Origin of the sequence: Dyella sp. (assembly GCF_035685805.1) — a bacterium.
Taxonomy (GTDB): domain Bacteria; phylum Pseudomonadota; class Gammaproteobacteria; order Xanthomonadales; family Rhodanobacteraceae; genus Dyella_A.
On record NZ_DASSAB010000027.1, the window covers coordinates 1 to 22,041 of the forward strand.

General features: G+C 68.2%; 15 protein-coding genes. 6 read left to right on the plus strand and 9 right to left on the minus strand.

Features of this window, described 5'->3' with window-relative positions:
- Nucleotides 1–1,131 (minus strand): YncE family protein (locus tag VFG40_RS05880; RefSeq protein ID WP_324895882.1); only part of this gene is annotated, 1,131 nt, incomplete at its 3' end.
- 723 nt (nucleotides 1,132–1,854) lie between these two features.
- Between VFG40_RS05880 and VFG40_RS05885 the strand changes: the two genes are divergently transcribed.
- Nucleotides 1,855–3,804: a CocE/NonD family hydrolase gene (locus VFG40_RS05885; RefSeq protein WP_324895884.1), complete on the plus strand. Its 1,950-nt coding sequence runs from the start codon at nucleotides 1,855–1,857 to the stop codon at nucleotides 3,802–3,804.
- 122 nt (nucleotides 3,805–3,926) lie between these two features.
- On the opposite strand, the gene VFG40_RS05890 is transcribed toward VFG40_RS05885, so the two are convergent.
- The 4 genes from VFG40_RS05890 to VFG40_RS05905 all read right to left on the minus strand — a co-directional run bounded on the left by VFG40_RS05890 (nucleotide 3,927) and on the right by VFG40_RS05905 (nucleotide 9,765).
- Nucleotides 3,927–6,104 carry a prolyl oligopeptidase family serine peptidase gene (locus VFG40_RS05890; RefSeq protein ID WP_324895886.1) on the minus strand — a complete coding sequence of 726 codons (2,178 nt, stop codon included), beginning with the start codon at nucleotides 6,102–6,104 and terminating at the stop codon, nucleotides 3,927–3,929.
- Nucleotides 6,101–8,023 carry a S8 family serine peptidase gene (locus VFG40_RS05895; protein WP_324895888.1) on the minus strand — a complete coding sequence of 641 codons (1,923 nt, stop codon included), beginning with the start codon at nucleotides 8,021–8,023 and terminating at the stop codon, nucleotides 6,101–6,103. Before VFG40_RS05895 ends, VFG40_RS05890 begins: the two co-directional genes overlap by 4 nt.
- A gap of 119 nt (nucleotides 8,024–8,142) precedes the next feature.
- A complete protein-coding gene (locus tag VFG40_RS05900; protein WP_324895890.1) occupies nucleotides 8,143–8,526 on the minus strand; it encodes a hypothetical protein in 384 nt (127 codons plus the stop codon).
- A 141-nt stretch (nucleotides 8,527–8,667) separates the two neighbouring features.
- Nucleotides 8,668–9,765 (minus strand): helix-turn-helix transcriptional regulator, encoded by a 1,098-nt coding sequence (locus VFG40_RS05905; protein WP_324895892.1) that lies wholly within the window; start codon nucleotides 9,763–9,765, stop codon nucleotides 8,668–8,670.
- Nucleotides 9,766–10,107: 342 nt separating this feature from the next.
- Here VFG40_RS05905 and VFG40_RS05910 point away from each other — a divergent pair, with 342 nt between their 5' ends.
- From VFG40_RS05910 to VFG40_RS05925, 4 genes are all read left to right on the plus strand, one after another.
- Nucleotides 10,108–10,836, plus strand: a complete 729-nt coding sequence (locus VFG40_RS05910) for a M90 family metallopeptidase (RefSeq protein ID WP_324895894.1) — start codon at nucleotides 10,108–10,110, stop codon at nucleotides 10,834–10,836.
- A 145-nt stretch (nucleotides 10,837–10,981) separates the two neighbouring features.
- Nucleotides 10,982–11,575 carry a tRNA (pseudouridine(54)-N(1))-methyltransferase TrmY gene (gene trmY, locus VFG40_RS05915; protein ID WP_324895897.1) on the plus strand — a complete coding sequence of 198 codons (594 nt, stop codon included), beginning with the start codon at nucleotides 10,982–10,984 and terminating at the stop codon, nucleotides 11,573–11,575.
- A gap of 218 nt (nucleotides 11,576–11,793) precedes the next feature.
- Nucleotides 11,794–13,011: a putative DNA modification/repair radical SAM protein gene (locus VFG40_RS05920; protein ID WP_324895899.1), complete on the plus strand. Its 1,218-nt coding sequence runs from the start codon at nucleotides 11,794–11,796 to the stop codon at nucleotides 13,009–13,011.
- Complete coding sequence (locus VFG40_RS05925; protein WP_324895901.1) at nucleotides 13,011–14,438, plus strand: UdgX family uracil-DNA binding protein; 1,428 nt, start codon at nucleotides 13,011–13,013, stop codon at nucleotides 14,436–14,438. Before VFG40_RS05920 ends, VFG40_RS05925 begins: the two co-directional genes overlap by 1 nt.
- A 583-nt stretch (nucleotides 14,439–15,021) precedes the next feature.
- On the opposite strand, the gene VFG40_RS05930 is transcribed toward VFG40_RS05925, so the two are convergent.
- From VFG40_RS05930 to VFG40_RS05940, 3 genes are all read right to left on the minus strand, one after another.
- Nucleotides 15,022–16,038, minus strand: a complete 1,017-nt coding sequence (locus VFG40_RS05930) for an amidohydrolase family protein (RefSeq protein ID WP_324895903.1) — start codon at nucleotides 16,036–16,038, stop codon at nucleotides 15,022–15,024.
- A 141-nt stretch (nucleotides 16,039–16,179) separates the two neighbouring features.
- Nucleotides 16,180–17,313: an aminotransferase class V-fold PLP-dependent enzyme gene (locus VFG40_RS05935; RefSeq protein ID WP_324895905.1), complete on the minus strand. Its 1,134-nt coding sequence runs from the start codon at nucleotides 17,311–17,313 to the stop codon at nucleotides 16,180–16,182.
- 362 nt (nucleotides 17,314–17,675) lie between these two features.
- On the minus strand, nucleotides 17,676–19,757 hold the full coding sequence (locus VFG40_RS05940; RefSeq protein ID WP_324895907.1) for an alkaline phosphatase D family protein: 2,082 nt from the start codon (nucleotides 19,755–19,757) through the stop codon (nucleotides 17,676–17,678).
- A gap of 274 nt (nucleotides 19,758–20,031) precedes the next feature.
- Here VFG40_RS05940 and VFG40_RS05945 point away from each other — a divergent pair, with 274 nt between their 5' ends.
- Entirely contained in the window at nucleotides 20,032–20,394 is a 363-nt protein-coding gene (locus tag VFG40_RS05945; protein WP_324895909.1) for a hypothetical protein, read from the plus strand.
- A 112-nt stretch (nucleotides 20,395–20,506) separates the two neighbouring features.
- Here VFG40_RS05945 and VFG40_RS05950 read toward each other — a convergent pair whose 3' ends face one another.
- Nucleotides 20,507–21,892 carry an alpha/beta hydrolase gene (locus VFG40_RS05950; protein ID WP_324895911.1) on the minus strand — a complete coding sequence of 462 codons (1,386 nt, stop codon included), beginning with the start codon at nucleotides 21,890–21,892 and terminating at the stop codon, nucleotides 20,507–20,509.
- Nucleotides 21,893–22,041: the final 149 nt, after the last annotated feature.

Here is a 22,041-nt window from a genome sequence, read left to right on the forward strand (position 1 = left end):
GTGCGCAGGCTGGACCGGCAGGTCGTAGGAGAACTTCCCGTCCACGCCAAGCGATGCGTGCAGGGCGACCTTGACCCGGCTGCCGCTGGTGGATGCGGTGACGGGCTCGGTCGAAAGTGGCGCGTAGAGGCGGAGGATGCGCACGCCTCCGGTGACCGACACCATCAGCAGCGAACCATCCCGGGAGAGGCGGGTGCGGCCCTGGACAAAGGCATTGTTGCCAACAAAATCGAAGTCATCTTCGAAGTCGTAACTTCCGACCTGCTGGAGCGTGGCGGAGTTGAATGCTCGGACTTCGCGAGTGGTCGCCCATGGAAAATATACGAGAGACCGGACCGGATCATAGGCAGCGCCGATGGGCTGGGCTTGCGCGTAGATGCCCACGGTTCCGGTCTTTGCGTACTCGGAGTCGTAGAGAAATGTCCCGCCATAGGTCGGTACGGCGAACTGCGACCCGTCGCTGTTCACTGCGATCTCGAAGTTGAACCACGACGTCCCGTCCTCGTACCCGGTGCGCTCGACAAAATTTCCAGTCTCCTCGTAATAGGCACCCCAACGCCCGTCCGAGATATCGGCCTCGGCAAAGCCGACGACCTTGCGGTCGCCGCTGGCGGACAGCATCGTGTCCTGCCGAACCGATGAGGAGAGGGTCTCCCACTTACCCGTCGGCGGGTCGAACCGCCTGAACGGCACCCAGCCCGAACCGCCGAATCGTGCAGTCACCAGCAGCGCGCCGTCCGCGGCATAGGCAACGGAGAAGGTGCCCACTTCGTAGCTGCCTTTCCCGGGCACGTTCACTCGCGTGACCACGAGTGAAGAGAGATCGACGAGGTAGATCCACTCGTTCGACGGATCACTGTCATTGCCGGACGCGACGGCGAGTGTGCTGCCGTCGGGCGAGAGGTCGAGTCCCTTGAGAGAGCCTCCCGTAACGAGCGGAGCAAGCTCGCAATCGCAGGCTATGTCATAACGGAGAATCCGGTCGCCATCGGCGATGTAGACAAGGCCACGCGCCGGGTCGTCAATCATGTCCGTGCGATCAGGTGCCGCGATGAACTTTCCGGCTGCATGCGCAGCTCCACCGATCACGGCAAGCGCAGCGGCCAATGCCACACAGGTCAAGCGTTTCATGTCCCTATCCCTTCCCTTGGTTATCGGCCGCCAGCTGAAGCTGGCTCGACCTGCCGTTATATTTCTCCGCCCTTCAGCGGCCCATGAAAAACCTGTTCACATGCTGAGCCTGCAAGGTGAGGATGCGCGTTCAAGCAGCCTTTGGGTGACCCCAGTCTCCACCGGCGGCGCAGACTGCCTTCATGCTCGGAACCGCCAGGCAGCGGGGGGCCTCTCATCACGTGGTTGTTCGCCACCATCGCCGTGAGCTGCCCCGAAGTTGATCGGTTGATCGCGCAGCCGCGAGGTCAGAGGCCACATGGCGCGTCGCCCGCAATGCCCCCTTGCTCTCACACCCCAGGCAACGGCCAACCCCCATCTGCAGGCAAAAGCGCTCTGTCTGGACGGAACCAGCCAAACGATGCAGTTTTCCCCTTGATCCTTCTGGACCGGCTCGTGAGCGGACACCCAGCGCGCGCGACCCGCACCCGCCTCCCCAACCCGATCATATCCACGTGGCGTGCGTTCGAACAGGAGCAGCTCCGGCCATGGCGGCGCATACGGACGACGCCGGTGGTACCCGCGTACGACAACGCGGAAGATGCGCACAAGTCACGGTCCGCGGGGCCATGGGCCCTGCTCCACAGCCCCACCCACCGTTGGCGCAAGTATGGACTGCACCGGCGACCCTACCTTTGTGGCAGGCTGCAGCGCGACCGAACCCTGAAAGGAGACACAGCCGCGATGACCAAGCACACGATCATGCCTCTGGTTACTGCCCTGCTCTGGGCGGCCTCGGCCACCGCCTCCGCCGCGCCACCGATGGGGCAGCAGGCGAAGGTGACGCCGGACATGATCCAGACCGGCTCGGACGTTCCGGCCAAGTGGGTGCAGCCGCAGGAGAACTTCGACTACGTCCGGCGTGAGGTGATGATCCCCATGCGCGACGGCGTGAAGCTGCACACGGTGATCATGATCCCGAAGGGCGCGCACGATCTGCCGATGCTGCTCGAGCGCACGCCGTACAACGCCGGCAAGATGATGCCCGGCGACAGCCCGAAGATGGCCGACGCGGTGTGGTCGGGCGACAAGGACTGGGCCGACGGCAGCACCATCCTGGTGGCGCAGGACATCCGCGGCAAATACGGCTCGGAGGGCAAATACATCATGACGCGCCCGCCGATGGGCCCGCTCAATCCGACCAGGACCGACGACACCACCGATGCCTGGGACACCATCGACTGGCTGGTGAAGAACATCCACGAGTCCAACGGCAACGTCGGCATGATCGGCTCGTCCTACGACGGCTGGACGGTGGCGATGGCCCTGCTCCATCCGCATCCGGCGCTGAAGGTGGCCGCGCCGGAGAGCCCGATGATCGACGGCTGGATGGGCGATGACTGGTACCACTATGGCGCCTTGCGCCAGGTCAACCTGGACTACTTCACCGGCCAGATGACCGAGGCCGGCGAAGGCGAGCAGGTACCGCGCAGCCACTACGACGACTACACCAATTTCCTTGAGGCGGGCTCGGCTGGCGCCTATGCCGAGGCGCACGGATTCAAGCAGCTGCCGTGGTGGCAGCGTTTCGCCGCGCATCCCGCCTACGACGCGTTCTGGCAGCTGCAGGCGCTGGACACGCTGCTGGTGGCGCATCCCTCCAGCGTGCCGACGATGTGGCTGCAGGGCCTGTGGGACCAGGAAGACATCTACGGCGCCGTGCATGCGTGGGAGGCGCTGACCGAGGCCGGCCACGGCAGCAACAACCATCTCGTGATGGGCCCGTGGTGGCACAGCCAGATCAACCGCGACGGCTGGACCATGGGCCCGCTGAAGTGGCCGGGCAACACCACCGCGCAGTTCCGCCAGAACGTGATGATCCCGTGGTTCAACCACTACCTGCGCGGCACCCCGATGCCCCAGCCGCTGCCCACCGCGATGATCTACAACCCGGTCGCGCAGCAGTGGGACCGGTTCGAGCACTGGAAGCCGGCCAGCGAGCAGCAGCTCACCCCGCTCTACCTGCAGGCGGACTTCGGGCTGGGCTTCGATGCGCCCAGCGGCGACGGCGACAGCTATGTCTCCGATCCGGCCAAGCCGGTGCCCTACCTGCCGCGGCCGATCCCGCAGGAAAACGACCGCTGGCGCACCTGGCTGGTGCAGGACCAGCGCTTCGTGGAGACGCGTCCGGACGTGCTGTCCTACACCACGCCGGTGCTGACGAAGACGGTCACCGTGCAGGGCGCGCCGATCGCCGACCTGTTCGCCCGCACCACAGGCACCGACGGCGACTTCGTGGTGAAGCTAATCGACGTCTACCCCGGCACGGTGCCGAGCGATCCGGCGATGGGCGGCTACGAGCTGCCGGTGTCGATGGACATCTTCCGCGGCCGCTACCGCAAGAGCTTCTCCAATCCCTCGCCGATCCCGGCGAACGCGGTGCAGGAATACAAGTTCCGCCTGCCCACGGTGAACTATGCGTTCCAGCCCGGTCACCGCATCATGGTGCAGATCCAGTCGACCCTGTTCCCGCTGTACGACCGCAACCCGCAGACCTACTTGCCGAACATCCTGTTCGCCAAGCCGGAGAATTACCGCAAGGCCACGGTGACCATCGAGCACGGGGCAGACGGCAAGAGCGCGGTGCTGCTGCCGGTGGTGGCCAACGCGACGAACGCGCAAGCTGACCAATGACGCCACTGGCACTGGCGCTGACAACGCCAGTGCCAGTGCAGCAGGCGCGTCTGCGCAGTGGAAATCGGGACGCCGCGGGTAACTGTAACCGCCGTCGGCGCGACCCGGTCAGCCGCCCCGCTTCATGGGGAGGGCTGCGGTACTGCGCTGCCTTTTCCACGCCCCGGCAGCTGCGCGTCGAGAAAAGCGAAGATGTCCGCCGACTCCAGCGCCTCGGCGTCCATCGACTCCGTGCCATGGCCGGCGAGCGCATCGGTGCGTATCCACACCGGCCGTCCGTTGCTGCGCGCTGCGCGCAGGCGGGCAGCAAACTTGCCGGTCTCCCAGGTGGGAACGCGGCCGTCGTTGAGTCCCACACTCATCAGCACGGCGGGATATGCCACGTGGTCGCGGATGTGCTGGTAAGGATCCATGGCCGCAAGCGCCTTCATGCCTGCTTCGGTACGCGGGTCGCCCACCTCGGCGATCTGGCTGGCTCCGTTGACGCCCTGCAGCAAGCGCACCGGGTTGAGCATGCCCACCTGGATCACCGCCGCGCCCATGTGCTGGGGAAACCGCGCCACGGCGCCGCCGACGATCAGTCCCCCCATGCTCCCGGCATTCAATGCCACGTTCTCGGCGCGGCTGTAGCCGGCGGCTACGAGCGCATCGGCACAGGCGACGAAATCCTCCACGCCCTTGTGCTTGAGCGGGCCCTTGCCGGCGCGATGCCATGCATCGCCCCTTTCGCCGCCTCCGCGCACGTGGGCAATGGCGGCCACATTGCCAGCATTCACCCAGGCCAGCACATCCGGACGGAAGCTCGGCTGGATAGACAGGCCATAGCCACCGTAGCCGTAGACCAGCGTACGGTTGCCGCCGTCCCTGGCGATGCCTTCACGATGCAGGACGGTGAGCGGCACCCGGGTGCCATCGGCGCTGGTGACCTCGGTTTCTTCCACCACGATACCGTCGTGCGGCACCGGCGAGGTTTCGCCCAGACCCAAGTCGATCGTCTTGCCGCCACGGTACGCGTAGGTCACCCGCGGCCGATCCCACGACTGCAGCGTGTAGACCAGCCCGTCGGTATCCGGCTGTGCGGAAAACCACTGGGCACCGCCGCGGTACGGCAGCGGCACCGGCGTTGCCTTGCCGGTGGCGTAGTCGATGCGCTCGACGCTGTCGCGATTGTCCGTCATGCGCTTGACGTACAGCCCGTCGCGCGCCGCCGCCATTGCTTCGATGACGCCCTGCGCCTGCTCGCCCATCACCTCGCGCGCGGTGCGCAGCGACGCGTTCGGCTGCGCCAGGTCGATGGCCAGCAGCCGGCCGTTAGGATGCCCGTGCACGGACAGCGCGTACAGGGTGTTTTCGTGCAGCGCCTGGCCGAGCACCTCGTCGCTGAAGGCGGCCAGGCACCGCCACGCGGCGCCAGTCACCAGTGCCTGGGCTCGCGGCGCCACGCACACACGGCGCTCGCGCTGCGCACCGAAGGCCGCAGCCATCGCCCAGGGCGAGCTGGCGCCAGCATTGATCTCCAGGAATTCGTTCGCGCCCATGGCGAAGGCGGCGTTGGCGCCCTCACCGTCACCGGCCGCAAGCAGCAGCGCATCCCCGCTGGCGGCCTGACCGAGCACATGCAGGCGCGCGCGCATGCCTTGCATGGGATCGCCGGCTGGCGGTGTCGGGTTCATCTGGGTATAGGTGAAGCCGCTGCCGTCGGGCAGCCAGCGCGCCTCCACTTCACCCCAAACGACGCCGACGTTGTCGCCGGTGGGTTCGCCACTGGCCGTGTCCAGCACGGTGATGCGACTCAGCTCGTTGCCGCCATGGTCGATGTTGACCGCCACGCGCGTGCCGTCCGGGGAAGGACTGAAGGTGGTGATCGACGCCTTGCCGCTGGCGTCGTCGTGCGTGGAAGGATCGAGCACCGTGTGCTCCCGGCCATCGGCCTCGCGGACCATCAACACACCACTCTGGCTGCCGCTGCTGCGCACAAAGAACACCCGATCGCCGAAGCGCACGGGCTGCTGGTTGCGCACGCCGACCGCGCTGGCCTGCCGGAGCGTGGAGCGCCATCGATCCAGCGTCGGCAGCGCGTCCAGCGACGCGCGCGTGGCTTCGCCCTGCGCCGTCAGCCAGGCCAGGAACTCGGGGTTCTTCTGCCCCTCCATCCAGCGGTAGGGATCAGGCAACGTCAGCCCGAACGCATGATCGACCACGGCCACCTTGCGCGCCGGCACGGCCGCGTCGGTTTGGGCCATGGCGCCGCCGGCTGCACTGAGCATGGCCGCGGCGAAACAGCAGATGGAAAGTTTCATGGCGGTGTCTCCGCAAGTGGGGGCGACAGCGTCTTGCCTTGCAGCAACGCCACCGTGCGCCGCGGGTTCAGTAGCGCGCGCCTGCCGTCCGCGGAGGGCGTGGCACCTTGGCGGATCAACGCAATGCACTGCGCCGGCGTAAGCGATGGCCGCAGCGCGAACAGCTTGGCCGCCAGGTTGGTCACCTGCGGCGCCGCCATCGAGGTGCCGGACTTGCGCTCGTGGAAGCCCCCGGGCAGCAGGCTGTCCACCTCGAAGCCATTGGCGTAGATGCCCACCTGCTTGCCGTAGCTGGTGAAGCTGGCGGCGTCGCCGTACTGGTCCACCGCGCCCACCGCCAGCACGTTGGGCAGCACGATGCCGGCCGGCACGTCGGGGCTGAAGGCCATGTCGGTATTGCTGTTGCCGGCGCCGGGAACGAACAGGATCTCCGGCGCGCCGCGCATCGCGGCGACGAACGCCTCGCGCACGATGCCCAGTGTCCTGACCGCCATCGCCGATCGCTGTGCCGGCGTGGCGCCCACGTTGTTGGCCTCCAGCGTGGCTTCGATCTCGGCCAGACCCAGGCCGAAACTCATGTTCACCACCCGCACGTGCTGCGCGCGCAGGTAGGCCACGATGGCGATGACGTTGCGCGCATAGCGACGCGCGGCGGCGTCGGTCATGGCCGGCGGCCTGGCGTGGTATCCGTCGGAGTTGTAGCGCACCACCAGCAGGCGCGCGGCCGGGTTGCCGTCCATCGCGATGCCGGCCACGTGGGTGCCGTGCGAGTAGTAGCCGTCGTAGAACATGCCGGCCTCGACCAGGGGAGCCAGCTCGGCCGGCTTCAACGTGGCCAGCCGCTGGCGGAACGCGGCAGCCTCCGGGGTCGCCCGATCAGCCCCGGCGTCGGAATGGCCGATGGACAACGCACGCAGCTCCGCCTCGCGCCCGGGATAGAAATCATCGAAGCGCAGCATCGGGCCGATGGCCGGCTGGTCGCGCTCGTCGAAGCTGATGCCGTGGATGTCGTCGACATAGCCGTTGCCATCGTCGTCGCGGCCGTTGGGCTGCTCGCGATCGTTGACGTACAACCGGCCGGGGAACAGCGACACGTCCACCCCCTCATCCCACACCGCCACGCGCACCGGATGCAGGTCCTCACCGGCGGCAAGGGTGACGGCGCGGGCCGGCCATATATCGGTACGGGCCACGGCGTGGCGGGTCAGGTAGTCGCCGAGCACGGCGGCGGTCACCGCTTGGTAGGGTGCGATGTGCCGGAGCGCCACCTGCGTGCGGATGAGTGTGTTGGCCTGGGTGTCACTCAGGCGGCCACCTGCCTTCACCACCGAATCCAGGTCCGAGCGAAGCTGCCCGCGCAGCAGGGCCGACACGTTCGGCACCTGGGCGGCGGCCCGCATGCCCTTGAGCGACTCCTGCACCACCGGCCAGGGCATTGGCTCCACGGCCCGGGCCAGCGCGTCGCGGAAGGCCGCGTCACGCTTCCCCGGGGGCGCCTGTGCGGCGGTCGCGGCCGCATCCTCCAGCAGGCTGTCGAGGAGGCCGGCGGCAGGCTTGGTCTCAAGCGACCGGATCACCCGCCCGCAGCGTCGTTCTGCCGGCGCATCGCCGCGCAGCAGCGCCAGGTTGCGCAGCACCACGTAGTAAGGGATCGTCGCCTGCGGATCGCGGATGTCGAAGTCGCGCAGCGTGGCTTCGGTGTTGCGCTGCACCTGCTTCGCCAGCACGCCGAAAGCCGCTTCGTCATCCAGCAGGGCCGAGGCAGTCGGTGTGGTCAGTGCGTAGCTGTGCCGGGGCAGCTGGGCCTGGCTGGTGATGACCGTGCGCGCCGGCGCGTCACTGCAGGCCGCGGTCTGGCACCCCTGCACCAGCAGCAGGAGGCCGAGCACACAGGTTGCGGTCTTGGGCAAGGCTGCCATGCGAGAGTTTCCTGATGTGTCTGGATACGTGGCCGCCGTTATCGCGGCCGCAGGGAACGCGGATCAACGGCTGCCGTGGCTTCCGTCGCCGGTCGAAGAATCCCGGCGCGGGTGGCCGCTCAGCGGGCGCGCGGCTTGATCGTCATGGTGGCCGGGGTGCCGTCGGAATCTGTCTGCTTCCAGCTGTCGCCGACCTTCTTGCCCGCCAGCAGGTTGCGCTCGCAGTGATAGGTGAAGGGCGTGCCGGCGGCGGTCATTTCCATCATGCAGAAGTTCTTGTCGTCGGCCAGCCACTGCTGTTGCGACGTGTGACCGTCGGGAAAGACGATCTGCACGGTTCCATCGGCGTTGAAGTCGCCAGTAATGACGCCCTTGTCACCGTAGTCCGCCACCAGCGTGTTACCCACGACCGCCCCCAGCGGGCCCTGCGCGCCTGCTGCCGAAGCGGCGAGGGAGAGGCTCAGCGCGAGCAGCGAAACCAGCGCCTTTATTGAGGTATGCATGGCGTTTCCTTGAATGGTGTTGACGACATCGGCGCACCCACCCCAGGCGAGTCGCGCCCCCTTTGCGCCGTCGATTTATAGCCAGCCCCGACGCGGCGCGCCCCTCCCAGCTGGGAGGTCCAGTGCGACCCGGGGTTTGCCTCAGCGGCGGATGATGCGCAGCAGGTCCGCCTGGCTGTGCACGCCGACGCTGGCGAATACCGCCTTGAGGTACTGCCGCGCGGTGCCCACCGAGATCTCCAGCGTCCGGGCCGCCTCATGCAGGGTGGCTCCGTGCGCCAGTTGCTCGGCCAGGGCGGCCTCACGCGCGGTCAGCCCGAACTCGTCGCACAGCGTCCGCGCCGACAGGCACGACGGCCGGCCCGCGTCCACCACGTGCAGCAACACTTCGCGGCCATCGCCGCCGCCCAGCAGCGCCCGCTGCGCCGGCAACAGCGTGATGATCAGTGGCCAGCCCGGCCGCCGCTTCCCCAGCACCAGTCGCGGCGATACTGCGCCTGGCGATGCGGGCGACAGGGCGCGCACCGACTGCACCGCCTGCTGCAGCCTCCGCTCGTCGGACGGATCGGTGGCGGCAATGCCGCGACCGCTGCGCCGCAGTCGATCGCCTTGCGCGAGCGTGGCTTCCGCCGCCGCATTCACGTGCACCACGGCACCCCGCGCGCCGAGCACGATCACTCCGTCGTGCACTATGTGCAGCGCGTCGAACGCGCTCTCCCGCAGGCGACGCTCGTGCTCCATGCGTTCGGACAACGTCACCACAGCGGCCAGGTGCGGCATGCACCGGGCCAGCGTAGCCAGCGCGTCATCGTCGAAATCGGCGTCGGCACGAAGCGATCGGCAGAAGGCGGTGGCAATCATCCCGTCGCCATGCACGCGCACGCCGCATGCTGCCAGTCCGCCATCGAGCGGCCTAAGCGCCTGCTGGTACACGTCACTGTTGCCCAGCTGCTGGCGTGTCATCAGCGCGGTCATCCGGGCAAAGCTGCCCGGCGTCGCCCGCGCCAGCGTCCGGGCGAATTCCGGCGAGTCGGAAATGCCGCCCAGCCCGGCCAGGTCATTCGCGGCGAGGTGGTGGGAAGTGGCCATGCGCCAGCCCGTGGCCGCCCCGCCGCTCATCACCACTGCATGGCGTGCGCCCACCGCCGCGCACAGCAGATCCAGCGCGCGGGTCTGTGGCCGTTCGTGCAGCAAGCAGCCGTAGAGCTCACCTACCAGATCTGCAGCAGCATGCGACATGACATCCACTCCGGATGGGCCGACTGATGGACCGAGGTCGCGTCACCACGGTTCCGCGGCCCACGCGCTGCCGATCATCGCCCCTTCCAGCAGCCAGCGCGAGCCACCGATCTACGGGTGAAGCCTCCAAGTCAGGCAGGCAACGCAGTCCGGTATCTGGCGCGGCGGCCGCCGGGGCGGCCACGGGCACCTGCATGTTCGGCGCTGGAGCGACTCCCGGCGTTGCGACGGTCCGCCCTCCCCGCCGTGCCGGCGCTTGAGAAACGCCGCATCGCCCAGATGCTGGGACCGCCAAGACTCCTCCCGCGTGGGGCCATGTTCCAAAAGCTCAGAAACTGGCGCGTGCGCCGCATCGTGGCGAGACATCCCATTCCCCAACCGCTGTGGCAGGCCGCGCTGGCGCGGTGTGCGCCTGCGCAGCGGCTGGGCGCGTCCGACCAGGCCGCGCTGCGGGTGCTGGCCACGCTGTTCCTGCAGCGCAAATCGATCGAGCCGGTACAGGGGCTGGTGCTGGACGACGCTGACCGCGTGCTGCTGGCCACCCATGCGTGCGTGCCGATCCTCAAGCTGGGCATCGACTGGTACGACGACTGGCACAGCGTCATCGTCTATCCCGATGCCTTCATCCCGCGACGCACGCGCACCGACGCCGCCGGCGTGGTGCACGAGGAAAACGCCGCGATGGCCGGCGAAGCCTGGGGGCGCGGGCCGGTGATCCTGTCCTGGGCTGATGTGCTGGAGGCCGGGCGCCGGGCCGGCCACAACGTGGTGATCCACGAGATGGCGCACAAGCTCGACCTGCAGAACGGCGTCGCCAACGGCTTCCCGCCGCTGCATCGGCGGATGGATCCGCGCACCTGGACCCAGGTGTTGTCCGGCGCATGGGAGCGCCTCGGCCGCGAGCATCGCCGCGGCGAGATGATCCCCATCGACCCCTACGGGCTGGAGAACCCGGCCGAATTCTTCGCCGTGGCGAGCGAGCAGTTCTTCGAGGCGCCGCGTGCGTTGCGCGAGCACCTGCCGGAGGTGTTCCGGCAGCTGGAGCTGTTCTACCGGCAGCACCCGTACTGAGCACACCGATGCCGTGGTGCCCCGCCGGGCCGCAGGCAATCGCGGCCTCGGCGGGTGTTGCGCTGTGTTCCGGGCGGCCGGTTCGTGGACAATCGGCGCCTGGCGCGCCTGGCGGTGCGCCACCCTCCTGCCGACCGGAACCTCCATGCGAACTTTCGTCCTGCGCGCGCGTGCCGCCCCCACCGACAGCCAGAAGCTGCTCGCCGGCGTGGGCAAGGAAGCGCACACCGAGATCCTCGCCCACACGCTGATGAACGCGATTTTCGTGGCGCAGTCGCACCGGCGCGACGTCGTCGTGTACTTGGTGCTTGAGAGCACCGCGGACTACTCGCGCACGATCCGCGTCGAGGCGGACGCGCTGACCGATGTCGGCGGCTTCGACGAGCGAACCCTGCTGGCGGCGGTGGCGCGGGCGCTGGACGCTTCCGTCGGCATGGGCAAGGAAGAAACCCGGCCGGTTGCCGGCGGCATCACCGTGCGCACGGTGAGCTTCGAGCGGCTGGTGCAGGAGCTGGCCGAGGATCACACGCTGTTCGTCATGGACCGCAAGGGCGCGCCGATGAGCGAGCAGGCGTTCGGCGGCAATCCCTGCTTCGTCCTCACCGACCACATCCCGATGCCGAAGAAGACCTTCCACAGCCTCGATCGCCTCGGCGCGAAAAAGATCACGCTGGGCCCGACCATGCTGTTTGCCTCGCAGTGCGTGGTGCTGATCCATCACGCGCTGGACATGCGCTAGGGCTCGCTGCGGGCCCACGATGCCCGGCCGCGCGGTCCGACCGGGCGCGAGCATTCGCGTCGCGGCACCGACGTCGGCGAAGCAAATCGGGGCCGCGCGCCGACGCCCCGCGACACTTCGCCGCGACCGGCACAACGCAGGCCACGCCTCGCGTCGCAGGATGCGAGGCGGTGCACGTTCACGCTGCGCGGACCCAATTGCACGATCATCCGTCCGGCATGGAACTGTCCGCCAAACTCGCCATCCTCGCCGATGCCGCCAAGTACGACGCCTCGTGTTCGTCCAGTGGCGGCAACCGGCGTGACTCGCGCGGCACCGGCGGCATCGGCTCCAACGAGGGCATGGGCATCTGCCACGCCTACGCGCCGGATGGCCGCTGCATTTCGCTGCTGAAGATCCTGCTGACCAACTTCTGCATCTTCGACTGCGCCTACTGCATCAACCGCCGCAGCTCCAACGTGCAGCGGGCGCGCTTCACGGTGGAGGAAGTGGTGCAGCTCACGCTGGACTTCTACCGCCGCAACTACATCGAAGGGCTGTTCCTGTCCTCGGGCATCATCCAGTCCTCCGACTACACCATGGAGATGCTGGTGCGGGTGGCGCGCAGCCTGCGGCAGGAGCACAAGTTCGGCGGCTACATCCACCTCAAGACGATCCCGGACGCGTCGCCGGAGCTGCTGTCCGCCGCCGCGCGCTGGGCCGACCGCCTGAGCATCAACGTGGAGATGCCCACCGAGGGCGGGCTCAAGTCGCTGGCGCCGGAGAAGAACCTGCGCGATATCCGCCAGGCCATGGGCCGCCTGCGGCTGGGCATCGAGGAATCCAAGGCGGAGAAAAAGGCGCCGCGCTTCGCGCCGGCCGGACAGAGCACGCAGATGATCGTGGGCGCCGATGCTTCCACCGATCGCGACGTGCTCACCTCCAGCACCAACCTGTACGCCAACTACCGGCTCAAGCGCGTCTACTACTCCGCCTTCAGCCCGATTCCCGATGCATCCAAAGCGCTGCCGCTGCGTCCGCCGCCGCTGGTGCGTGAGCACCGCCTGTACCAGGCCGACTGGCTGATGCGTTTCTACGGCTTCAACGTGGAGGAGATCGCGCCGCCGGACGACAACGGCATGCTCGACCTGGACGTGGACCCGAAGATGGCCTGGGCGCTGCGCCACCGCAGCCAGTTCCCGGTGAACCTCAACACCGCCCCGAAGGAAATGCTGCTGCGCGTGCCGGGGCTGGGCGTGCGCACGGTCGACAAGCTGCTGGCCATGCGCACGCACCGGCGCATCCGCTATCAGGACCTGGTCAAGCTGCGGGTTGCCGTGGGCAAGGTGGCACCGTTCGTCGAGACGCTGGATTACCGCCCGCGCGCCGACGGCGAGAGCAGCACGCTGCGCGCGCAGCTGACCACGCCGCGACAGGCGGACATGTTCGGCCACTGATGCAAAGCGTGGTGCTCGAGGACGGTTCCGATTTCGCCGCCTGGCGCACGGCGGCGAGGCAACTGCTGGCCGCCGGCGCGCCGCCGGCGCAAGTGCAATGGCAGGCCGGCGGCGCCACCGACCTGTTCGGCGCCGGCCAGCCGGCACTGCCCGCCGACGCGCCGGCCGCAGCGGTGGGACGGGTGCCGCGCGAGTTCATGAGCCTGGCCGACACCGTGCTCGCACACAGCGATCCGCGCCGCCACGCGGTGCTCTACCGCATGCTGTGGCGGCTCACCCATGGCGAGCGCAACCTGCTGCAGATCGCCAGCGACGACGACGTCGCCTGGGCGCACATGGCGGCCAAGGCGGTGCGCCGCGACATGCACAAGATGAAAGCATTCGTGCGCTTTCGCGAGGTGGACGGACCGGACGGCGCGGTGTTCATCGCCTGGTTCGAGCCGTCGCACGACATCGTGGCGCGGGTGGCGCCGTTCTTCGTGCGCCGCTTCACCGGCATGCGCTGGTCGATCCTCACGCCGCTGCGCAGCGCCCACTGGGACGGCGAGACGCTGCGGCTGCAGGCCGGCGCCGAAAAGGCCGATGCACCCACCGGCGATGCGCTGGAAGACCTGTGGCGTACCTACTTCGCCAACATCTTCAATCCGGCCCGCCTGAAGGTACGCGCCATGACGCAGGAGATGCCGGTGCGCTACTGGAAGAACCTGCCGGAAGCAGCCCTGATCCCGGGGCTGATCCAGGACGCGTCGGCACGCATGCAGGCAATGGTGGACAAGGCGCCGACGATGCCCCAACTGCGCATCCCGGCGCCGGTCAAGCCGGCAGCCGCACCACTGCCCGCAGGCAGCCTTGCCGAGCTGCGCGAGCAGGCCCGCCAGTGCCGTGCCTGCCCGCTGTGGCAGCCGGCCACGCAGACGGTGTTCGGCGAAGGCCCGGAGGATGCACGCATCGTGGTGGTCGGCGAGCAGCCCGGCGACCAGGAAGACCTCGCCGGCCAGCCGTTCGCCGGCCCCTCCGGCGAGCTGTTCAACCGGGCACTGGCGCAGCTGGGCATCGATCGCGCAGGGCTCTACATCACCAACACCGTCAAGCATTTCAAGTTCGAGCCGCGCGGCAAGCGCCGCCTGCACGCACGCGCCAACGCACAGGAGCAGGCCGCCTGTCGGCAGTGGCTGGCGGCCGAACTGGACCGCATCCGCCCTGCCCTGATCGTCTGCCTCGGCGCGATGGCCGCACAGAACCTGTTCGGTGGCGACTTCCGCCTGCTCGCGCAGCGCGGCCAGTGGATCACGCTGGACCAGCACACGCGCGGCTTCGCCACCGTGCATCCGTCGTACATCCTGCGTTTGCCGGGCGAGGACGCGCGGGCGGCAGCGTTCGAGGAGTTCGTGCGCGACCTGGGGATGATGCGCGAGCTGGCTGGCTAGGGCCGGCAACGGCGCGGCGGTCTGCGATCGCGCGGCCGCATCGTCCCGGCCGTGACCGGTTGCGCCGGCAGTGGCGGGCTTGGGCGACCGCTTCGCGCACTGTACGCGGCCTCCTGTCTCCGATGAACTGCAAGAGGCCAAGCCCGATAAGCATGTCGGGCTCACCGGTTCCTGGCGCTCCACTCTGGCGCGGTCACAGCGGCCCTGCGGGTGCTGCCGCTTGCGGGGGAGATGCCGGGTCGCTTTCGTCCATGCACGTGCACATCCGTGGGCTTGCGCGTCGCAAGGAGTGCCCGCGCGATGGGTTGCGGGGTCACCGGCGCCAGCGACTGGTGGCGTGACTGCGGATGGCACTCGCGCTGGATGTGCCGGATGCACAAGGGCACATGACGCGAAGCCGGTCGCCGAAGCGCTCCGGCACGGCGGACGACCAGCCGCGACGGCGCAGGCGACCGGTCGGGGGCTGCCGGCCCAGGCACCAGCGCATCTCTTGCGCAAGCGAGGCCGCCTTGCTCCTCGGCCGCGGCGACCACCGCGCCCGCCACCCGCACGAGTCGCCGCGCCACCGGCGCTCACGCCCGCCTCAGCGCGCGTAAGGCGCCACCTGGGTGCGGATGATCGCCTGCTCCGCCGCTGTCAGTGGCAGCTGCGGCACGACGCGCCCGTCGTAGTCGGCCAGGTCGGCGCCGGTGTACGGCCAGTCCGATCCGGGCAGGAAGTGGCGCAGCCCGATGCGCCGGATCAGCGCCACCAGCGCACGCTTGTCGGCCTCCGGCGTCTTGTCCGTCCACACCCCTGACAGGTCGAACCAGACGTGGCGAAAGCGGCGCGGATGCGCCTGCATGGCATCGGCGAAAGCCGTCAATGCGGCAAGCGTGGGCGGATCGATACCGCCCCACCCGCCGGCATGCGCAATCTGCACCGGTGCGCCCGCGGCCGCCGGCAGCACCTCGTCGATGAAACGCTGCGCGTCCTTCGCGCCGTAATCGCCGCGCTGCGTCCGCAGGTGCACCAGCACTGCCCAGTGCGCCTGGCCGGCCGCCTTGAACACCCGCGCCAGCGCGGCCAGGTGCGCGTCGTTGCGCAGGTCCACGCCGGAGCTGGTGAGATGCAGCTTCACCCCGCTGACCGCCGCGTTGCCGCGCCAGTACGCGAGCTCAGGGAGCGCATCGGGCCGCAGCGGGTCCACCGCGATGAATGCCCGGAAGCGGTCCGGATGCGCCCGGACCAACCCCACCGTCCACGCATTGGCCGAGTGCATCAGGCCGGTGGCATTGGCTGGCGGCGGATCCATCATCGGGCTTTCCGGCAGGTAGCCGGTGGACAGCACCAGCGCACGGCTGACGCCGGCCTTGTCCATGGCATGCAGCAGGTCATCCGGCGTGTAGGGCGTGGTCAGGGCGGCGTCGCAACGACCGTACCGGCTGATCTGCTCGCAGAAGGTCGGCACAAACGCCTGGATCGCCGGCGCGTTCAGATGCGTGTGATGGTCGACCAGAAGCTCCGCCCGCGCCGACGGCTGACCGGTGTTGATGGGGGCGCCATTGCCCGGCGGAGCCACCGCCAGCGCGAGCAGGAAAACCGCACATGTGATTCGCATGCCATGCCCTCGGAAAGATGCAATGCAGTGGGTACGCCCGCGCCGCACAGCGTGCACCGGCGGATCGGTGTGCGTCCAGCGCGCAGGCAACCGGTCCTCGAGCCGGCCGCGGATGCAGCGACGGCTACCTCACGCGGGGGCTCACCCCGCGATGCGCGCCAGCGCCGCTTCCAGCCGCCGCACCGTGCCGTCCACGTCCTTGAGCTTGTCCAGCCCGAACAAGCCGATGCGGAAGGTCTTGAAGTCGGCCGGTTCATCGCACGCCAGCGGCGTGCCGGCCGCAATCTGCAGACCCTGCGCGGCAAACGCGCGGCCGGTGTGGATGGCCTCCTCGTCGGTGTAGCTGACCACCACGCCCGGCGACTGGAAACCTTCGGCCGCAACACTCGGAAACCCGTGGCGTACCAGCGCAGCGCGCACCTTCTCACCCAGCTCGCGTTGCGCGTTGCGTGCGTTCTCCAGGCCCATGGTCACAGTCTCGACCATGGCATCGCGCAGTTGCGCCAGGGCGTCGGTCGGCAAGGTGGCGTGGTAAGCAAAGCCGCCGTTTTCGTATGCCGCCATGATGCCGCGCCACTTGGCCAGGTCGAGCGTGAAGCTGGAACTGCGCGTGGTGGCGAGGCGCGCCTCGGCCGCGGCCGAGAGCATCACCATCGCGGCACCGGGCGTGGCGCTCCAGGTCTTCTGCGGCGCGGAGATCAACACGTCCACGCCCACCTGCTGCATGTCCACCCACAGCGCGCCGCTGGCGATGCAGTCGAGCACCAGCAGGCCGCCGTGCGCGTGTACCGCTGCAGCCACCCGCTGCAGGTAGTCGTCCGGCAGCAGCAGGCCCGCGGACGTCTCCACGTGCGGCGCGAACACCACGTCCGGCTTGCCCTCGGTGATCGCGGCGACCACCTCGTCGATCGGCGCGGGCGCGAACGGTGCCTGGTGTGCGCCGTGGGTGGTACGCGCGGTGAGCACCGTGGTCTGCGCCGCGATCCCGCCGACCGCCAGGATCTGGCTCCAGCGGTAGCTGAACCATCCATTGCGGATCACCAGCACGTGCGCGCCCTGCGCAAACTGCCGCGCCACCGCCTCCATGCCGGCCGTGCCGCCACCGGGCACCAGCGCCACCGCGTGGGCGCGGTACACCGTCTTGAGGTTTGCCGACAGGTCGCGCATCACCTGCTGGAAGCGCGTGGACATGTGGTTGAGCGCGCGGTCGGTGAACACCACCGAGTACTCGCGCAGCCCGTCGGGATCCACGCGTGAAGGAGAGTCTGTATGCATGATGCCTGGTCCCGGTTCGGCTGGTCGTGTGGATGGCCCGACGTCCGCCGATATGCGGCGGTCGCCAGGCAACCGTCGAAGCCTAGCAAGGAGCGCCGCAGCAGATCGTGTTGACTGGAAACCTCCTGCATGACGCCGATCGCCACTGCCCGAATCCCGCCGGCGTTCTGGGGCAGCGAAGATCATCATGGTTACGTTCGCGCCCGGTGCCTCGCCGCGTCTCCTGCAGCTGGGCTCGCGGTGGCGCGCCATAGCCTTGCGACACCCTGCTCAAGAAGACAGCCTACGGAAGACAGCCCACGACTGCAGCGCCACGGTGGCATAGGCATGTCCTACCTCGTCGCACCTGGTTCCGCGCTCGCCTACACCGCCAGCCCCGGATCGCCTTCCAGCACCGTCTGGCGCATCTGCGGCCGCTCGCCGGCTCGCCACAACGCCACCTCATGGCGGACGCGGTAGCGCAGCGGTCCGCCGTCCGGTGTTGCGCTGCGTTGGAGCGGCCGCGGGATGCACACGAACTCGGTTGCCATGGTGTCGGCGTCGACGCGCACGGTGGAGTAGCCGTGTCCGCCCATGTCGACGAACGTGAGGTGGGGAGCGAGATCCGGGTTGCTTGCCGCGCGCGCCTCCTCCATGTCGCCACGGGCGGCGAAGGCCAGCGCCGACCGCACGCCGTGCCGCAAGAGCAGGTTGGCGCTGCACTGGGCTGGGCCGCCCGCGGGGTTGGCCACGTAAAGCGGGCGCAGCGGGTCATCCTTCTTCAGGTTGTGCTCGGAGGCTTCGAACATGCCCGGTGAGGAGATCGAGCCGCCGACGAAGGTGACGCCCACGGGCTCGAAGGCCTCCGGCGGCAGCGCCTTGGCCGCGTAGCCCGCCCAGAAGCTGTGGCGATCGCCGGAGACGATGGCGAAACCGGTGATGCCCGCGTCGCGCACGGCGTCGAAGATCTCGGCGCGTTCGTGATATGTGCCACCCCAGTCGCTGGTGGCCATCACGGCGAAGCCTTTGCCGGGCCACGGGCCAAATGCGGGCGGGAGGTTCTTTGGGTCCACACGCCAGTCGGGCGTACCCAGCGAGTTGCCCCAGATTTTCCAGGTGGCTCGCGCGCCGCGCAGTCGTTCCATGAACCACGCTTTCTGCGTTGCCCCCAGCATCGTCTGTGCTGCCTTGCCGGCGCGGAAGTTGGCCACGCGCCGGTCGCGGAAGGCCAGCTGCGCCGGTGGCTGGCCGCCACCGTAGTCGCGGCCGCCGTCGAGCTGCATCGCCAGCTCTTCAGGCACCCAGCCCAGCGCGTCGCCCTCGAACAGTGCCGCGAGCTCATCGCTCAAGCCCGGATCGCGCGAGCGAAAGCTGCGCTGGTCGGTGAGGATCAGGTCGATATGACGGCCCCAGCGCAACGCGCGATACACGATCAGGCTGTCGATGGCGGCGAGGTTGTTGGGTTCGCGACCCAGCCCGTCGTCGTCGAACGCGGTGACCGGGGCATCGACGACCTGCGGCGCAGCGAAGGTGTCCAGCGACCTGCCGGGCGGCGACACCCGCGCCGGCTGGTACTCGAACCAGGCCTGGTTCGCCGCGACCTTGAGCGTCTGCGCGGGCACCCAGCCCTCGGTCCCGGGATATTCCTGGATCGTCTGCCAGCCCTGCCAGGAGAATTCGTGGTTGTCCCACATCGCGACGAAGGGCCAGCGGGCGCGCGCATCCTGCAAGTCCGGATCCTGCAGGTAGGCGTGGTAGGCGACGCGATAATCCTCCAGCGAGTCCGGCACCCAAAAGCGGTTCTTGGCGACCACCTTGCCCTTCGGATACCTGATCGGGAACGTGACGAGGCGATCGTACTCATGGCCGTTCTTCACCTGGTCCGGGTACGCCACGACTTCGTAGATGAAGTCGCCCAGGTGCAGCACGAAGCCAAGCCTTTCCTCGGGCGCGGCGCGCTCGTCTTCCCAGATCATTCGTCGATACGCATTCAGATGACCGATGCAGATGTCCTGGCAACTGACGAACGCGAAGCGCGTCGGCCGTGGATCATCGGGGCTCGGCGCCGTCAGCGTTCGGCCGATGCGGCTGCCGTTACCTTTGTCGTCAACGAAGCGGTACCAGTATTCTGCGGCCGGTGACAGATGGCCGACCAGCACTCGGCACGTCCAGTCGGACGCGGCCGACACTTGCGCCGACGTCGTCGCGATCACTCGCGTGAAGGCCGAATCCTCCGCCACTTCGACCAAGAGCTTGGCGCTCTTGCGCCCGTCCGCATACGGGCGGCGCGTCCAGAGCAGGACGCTGTTGTCGTCGGAATCGCCCGACGCGACGCCTTGCGGATACAGATCGCGTTGCTCGCGCCAGCCACTCTTCGAGGGTCGCCCGAACGCACCGCCCCAGGCCAACGCCGCGCCCATCGCGGCGGATAGTTTCAGAAACTGCCGGCGGTCCATGGTTGGCATAACGGCCCTCCTCGCTTCGGATCGCGATGATCGATACGTGGGAACGCTAGCCCTGATCAAGGACTCGGGAGCGTGCCGGAAGTATCGCCGGAGCTGAAGTGCGCAATCACAAGACAGTTGCTCGGAAGTTGGACCTTGGCGCGGCCGGTCCCCGCACTTGGGGGGCCGGAAGGTTCAAACGGAAAATTCCTCCGTCCCTTTCTTTTTTCCTTCCCCGCGGCGGCGGTATACTTGGGCATCGTCACCGAGGCCTGTCCTGAAAGGGAGGATCGCCGTGTCGAAATCCCGCGTGTTTCGCTTTTTCGGCTATGCCATGTTGGTGAACGCAGCGGCCTGTGCCAGCGCCGGCGCCAGCGACCTCATCTTCATGAACGGCTTCAGCAGCCTGACTGTAACAATTTTCGTACCGACGGATGGTCTTCAGATCGGCGGAGCCATATCTGCGTTCTCGGGCAGCGCATCGGCGCCGGCCACTTTGGATTGGACCGACAGCGTGACCGGATACCTCGGCTCGGGCGAAGAAATCATTCCTTCCGGCCTCGCAATGGGCTTTCAGCGAATCTATCTGAAGGCGACGACTGCCGATGGCGACAGCGCTCTCGCGGAGTCCGACATAACATTGGTGGGCGGGCCGTGAGGCCGGGTTGGGGAAGTCCAACCTGACCTGACGCTTGTTTCGGTGCCTGCTGACGAGTCGAAACAGAGCAGAGTCGCGTCGCGCGGTGATTGGGCGATCTGACACGTTTTTTTCATTTTTCACTCAAGCTTGGCGCTCGCTCGGCAAGGTCGAAGGCGGGCGGATGCATGTCCGCGAAGCATCCGGCATCGACCGCCTTCGGGTCCGCGGCGTCAAGGAACCGGATCATCTGCGGATCGAAGCATGTATCGAGTCCGCCAAGCCCGTCGACGACGTGCCCTGCCCAGGGAATGACGATGCGCCTTGCATGGCGGAAACCACGCGCCGCCTGTTCGGCCCAGCGGGCCGGCGTCACGGGATCGCGGCCGCCCGAAACGAACAGGGTCGGCACGGAGGAGCGAACCGGAGCAAAGAAGTCCCGTCGCACCGACGCACGCGGCCATTGCGCGCAGGCCGCGCGTTGCCGCGCCAGCCGATAGTCGCCGAACTGCGTGCGCCGCGACGCATCCATGGCGTTGCGCACGTCGAACCACGGCAGGCTCTCCGAGCAGGTGATGCTCAGGTACACGCCGTCGTAGTAATTGAAGCCCGCCCGCTCGTTGCCGGATGCGAGGATGGACGCATCGCCAGCAGCGAGTCGCCCGATGATCGATGGCAGCGCGCGCATGCCGCTCGCCGAGTAGAGCTTCGTCCTGAGCCGCTCCATCGCGACCTGCGGATCGACGCGGCCACCGGCGCGCAGCGCGCGCAGCGCATCCGTCAGATTGCCCTGCAGCGCCGGGTAGCGCGCGTGGCAGGCCGTATCGGCACTGCAATCGGCGAACAGTTGCTCCATTGCGGCCTGTGCAGCCGTTGCATGGTGCCGCGGAGGCATCGCGGATGGGGGCACCGCCGACAACAGGATCGCGCTGCGCACGCGCGGTTCGTACAGCGCGATGTAGCGCATCGCGAGCGTGGTTCCGTAGGACAGCGCAACGAGATCGATGCGCGCATATCCCAGCGCCTCGCGCACGGCATCGAGGTCAGCGGCGGCATCGTCCGTGGTGTAGTGCTCGAGCGCCGCCGCGCGTTCCAGCCGCGCGCGGCAGGAGCGGACCGCCGCCTCGGGAAACATCGGTTCGAGCGCTTGGTCCGCCGCATCGAACTCCTGGCAGTCGAGCGGATTCGACTCGCCCGTCCCACGCTGGTCCACGAGCACGATGTCGCGCGTGGCGGAATAGGCAAGACCGTCGGAGAGATAGAAGGCTGCATTGTGCGTGTCGGCCAGGCCGGGCCCGCCTTCCAGGTCGAACAGTGCTTGCGGCTCTCGCGCCGGATTCGCCGCCGGAACGACGACGACGTTCAATGCGATGCGGCGTCCCGAGGGGGTCGAACGGTCCTCGGGTACCGACACCGTGCCGCATCGCGCATGCGCCTGCGGCGGCAGGCCGGTGCAAGGCTTCGCCTCGAAGGTCGGCACCGCAGCCGAGGCCAGTATTGCCATGAGCACGCTAAGCATTCCCGGCTCCTCGGCCGCCTGCTCGCCGAGCTTAAGGGCTAAACAGGGCCCTGGGAAAGACTGGGACAGACAATTGACGCGGGGATTGAATGGGCTACGTCCACTTTTTGACAAGGGTCTACCCGGATGAATGTGTTCCGTGACCCCTG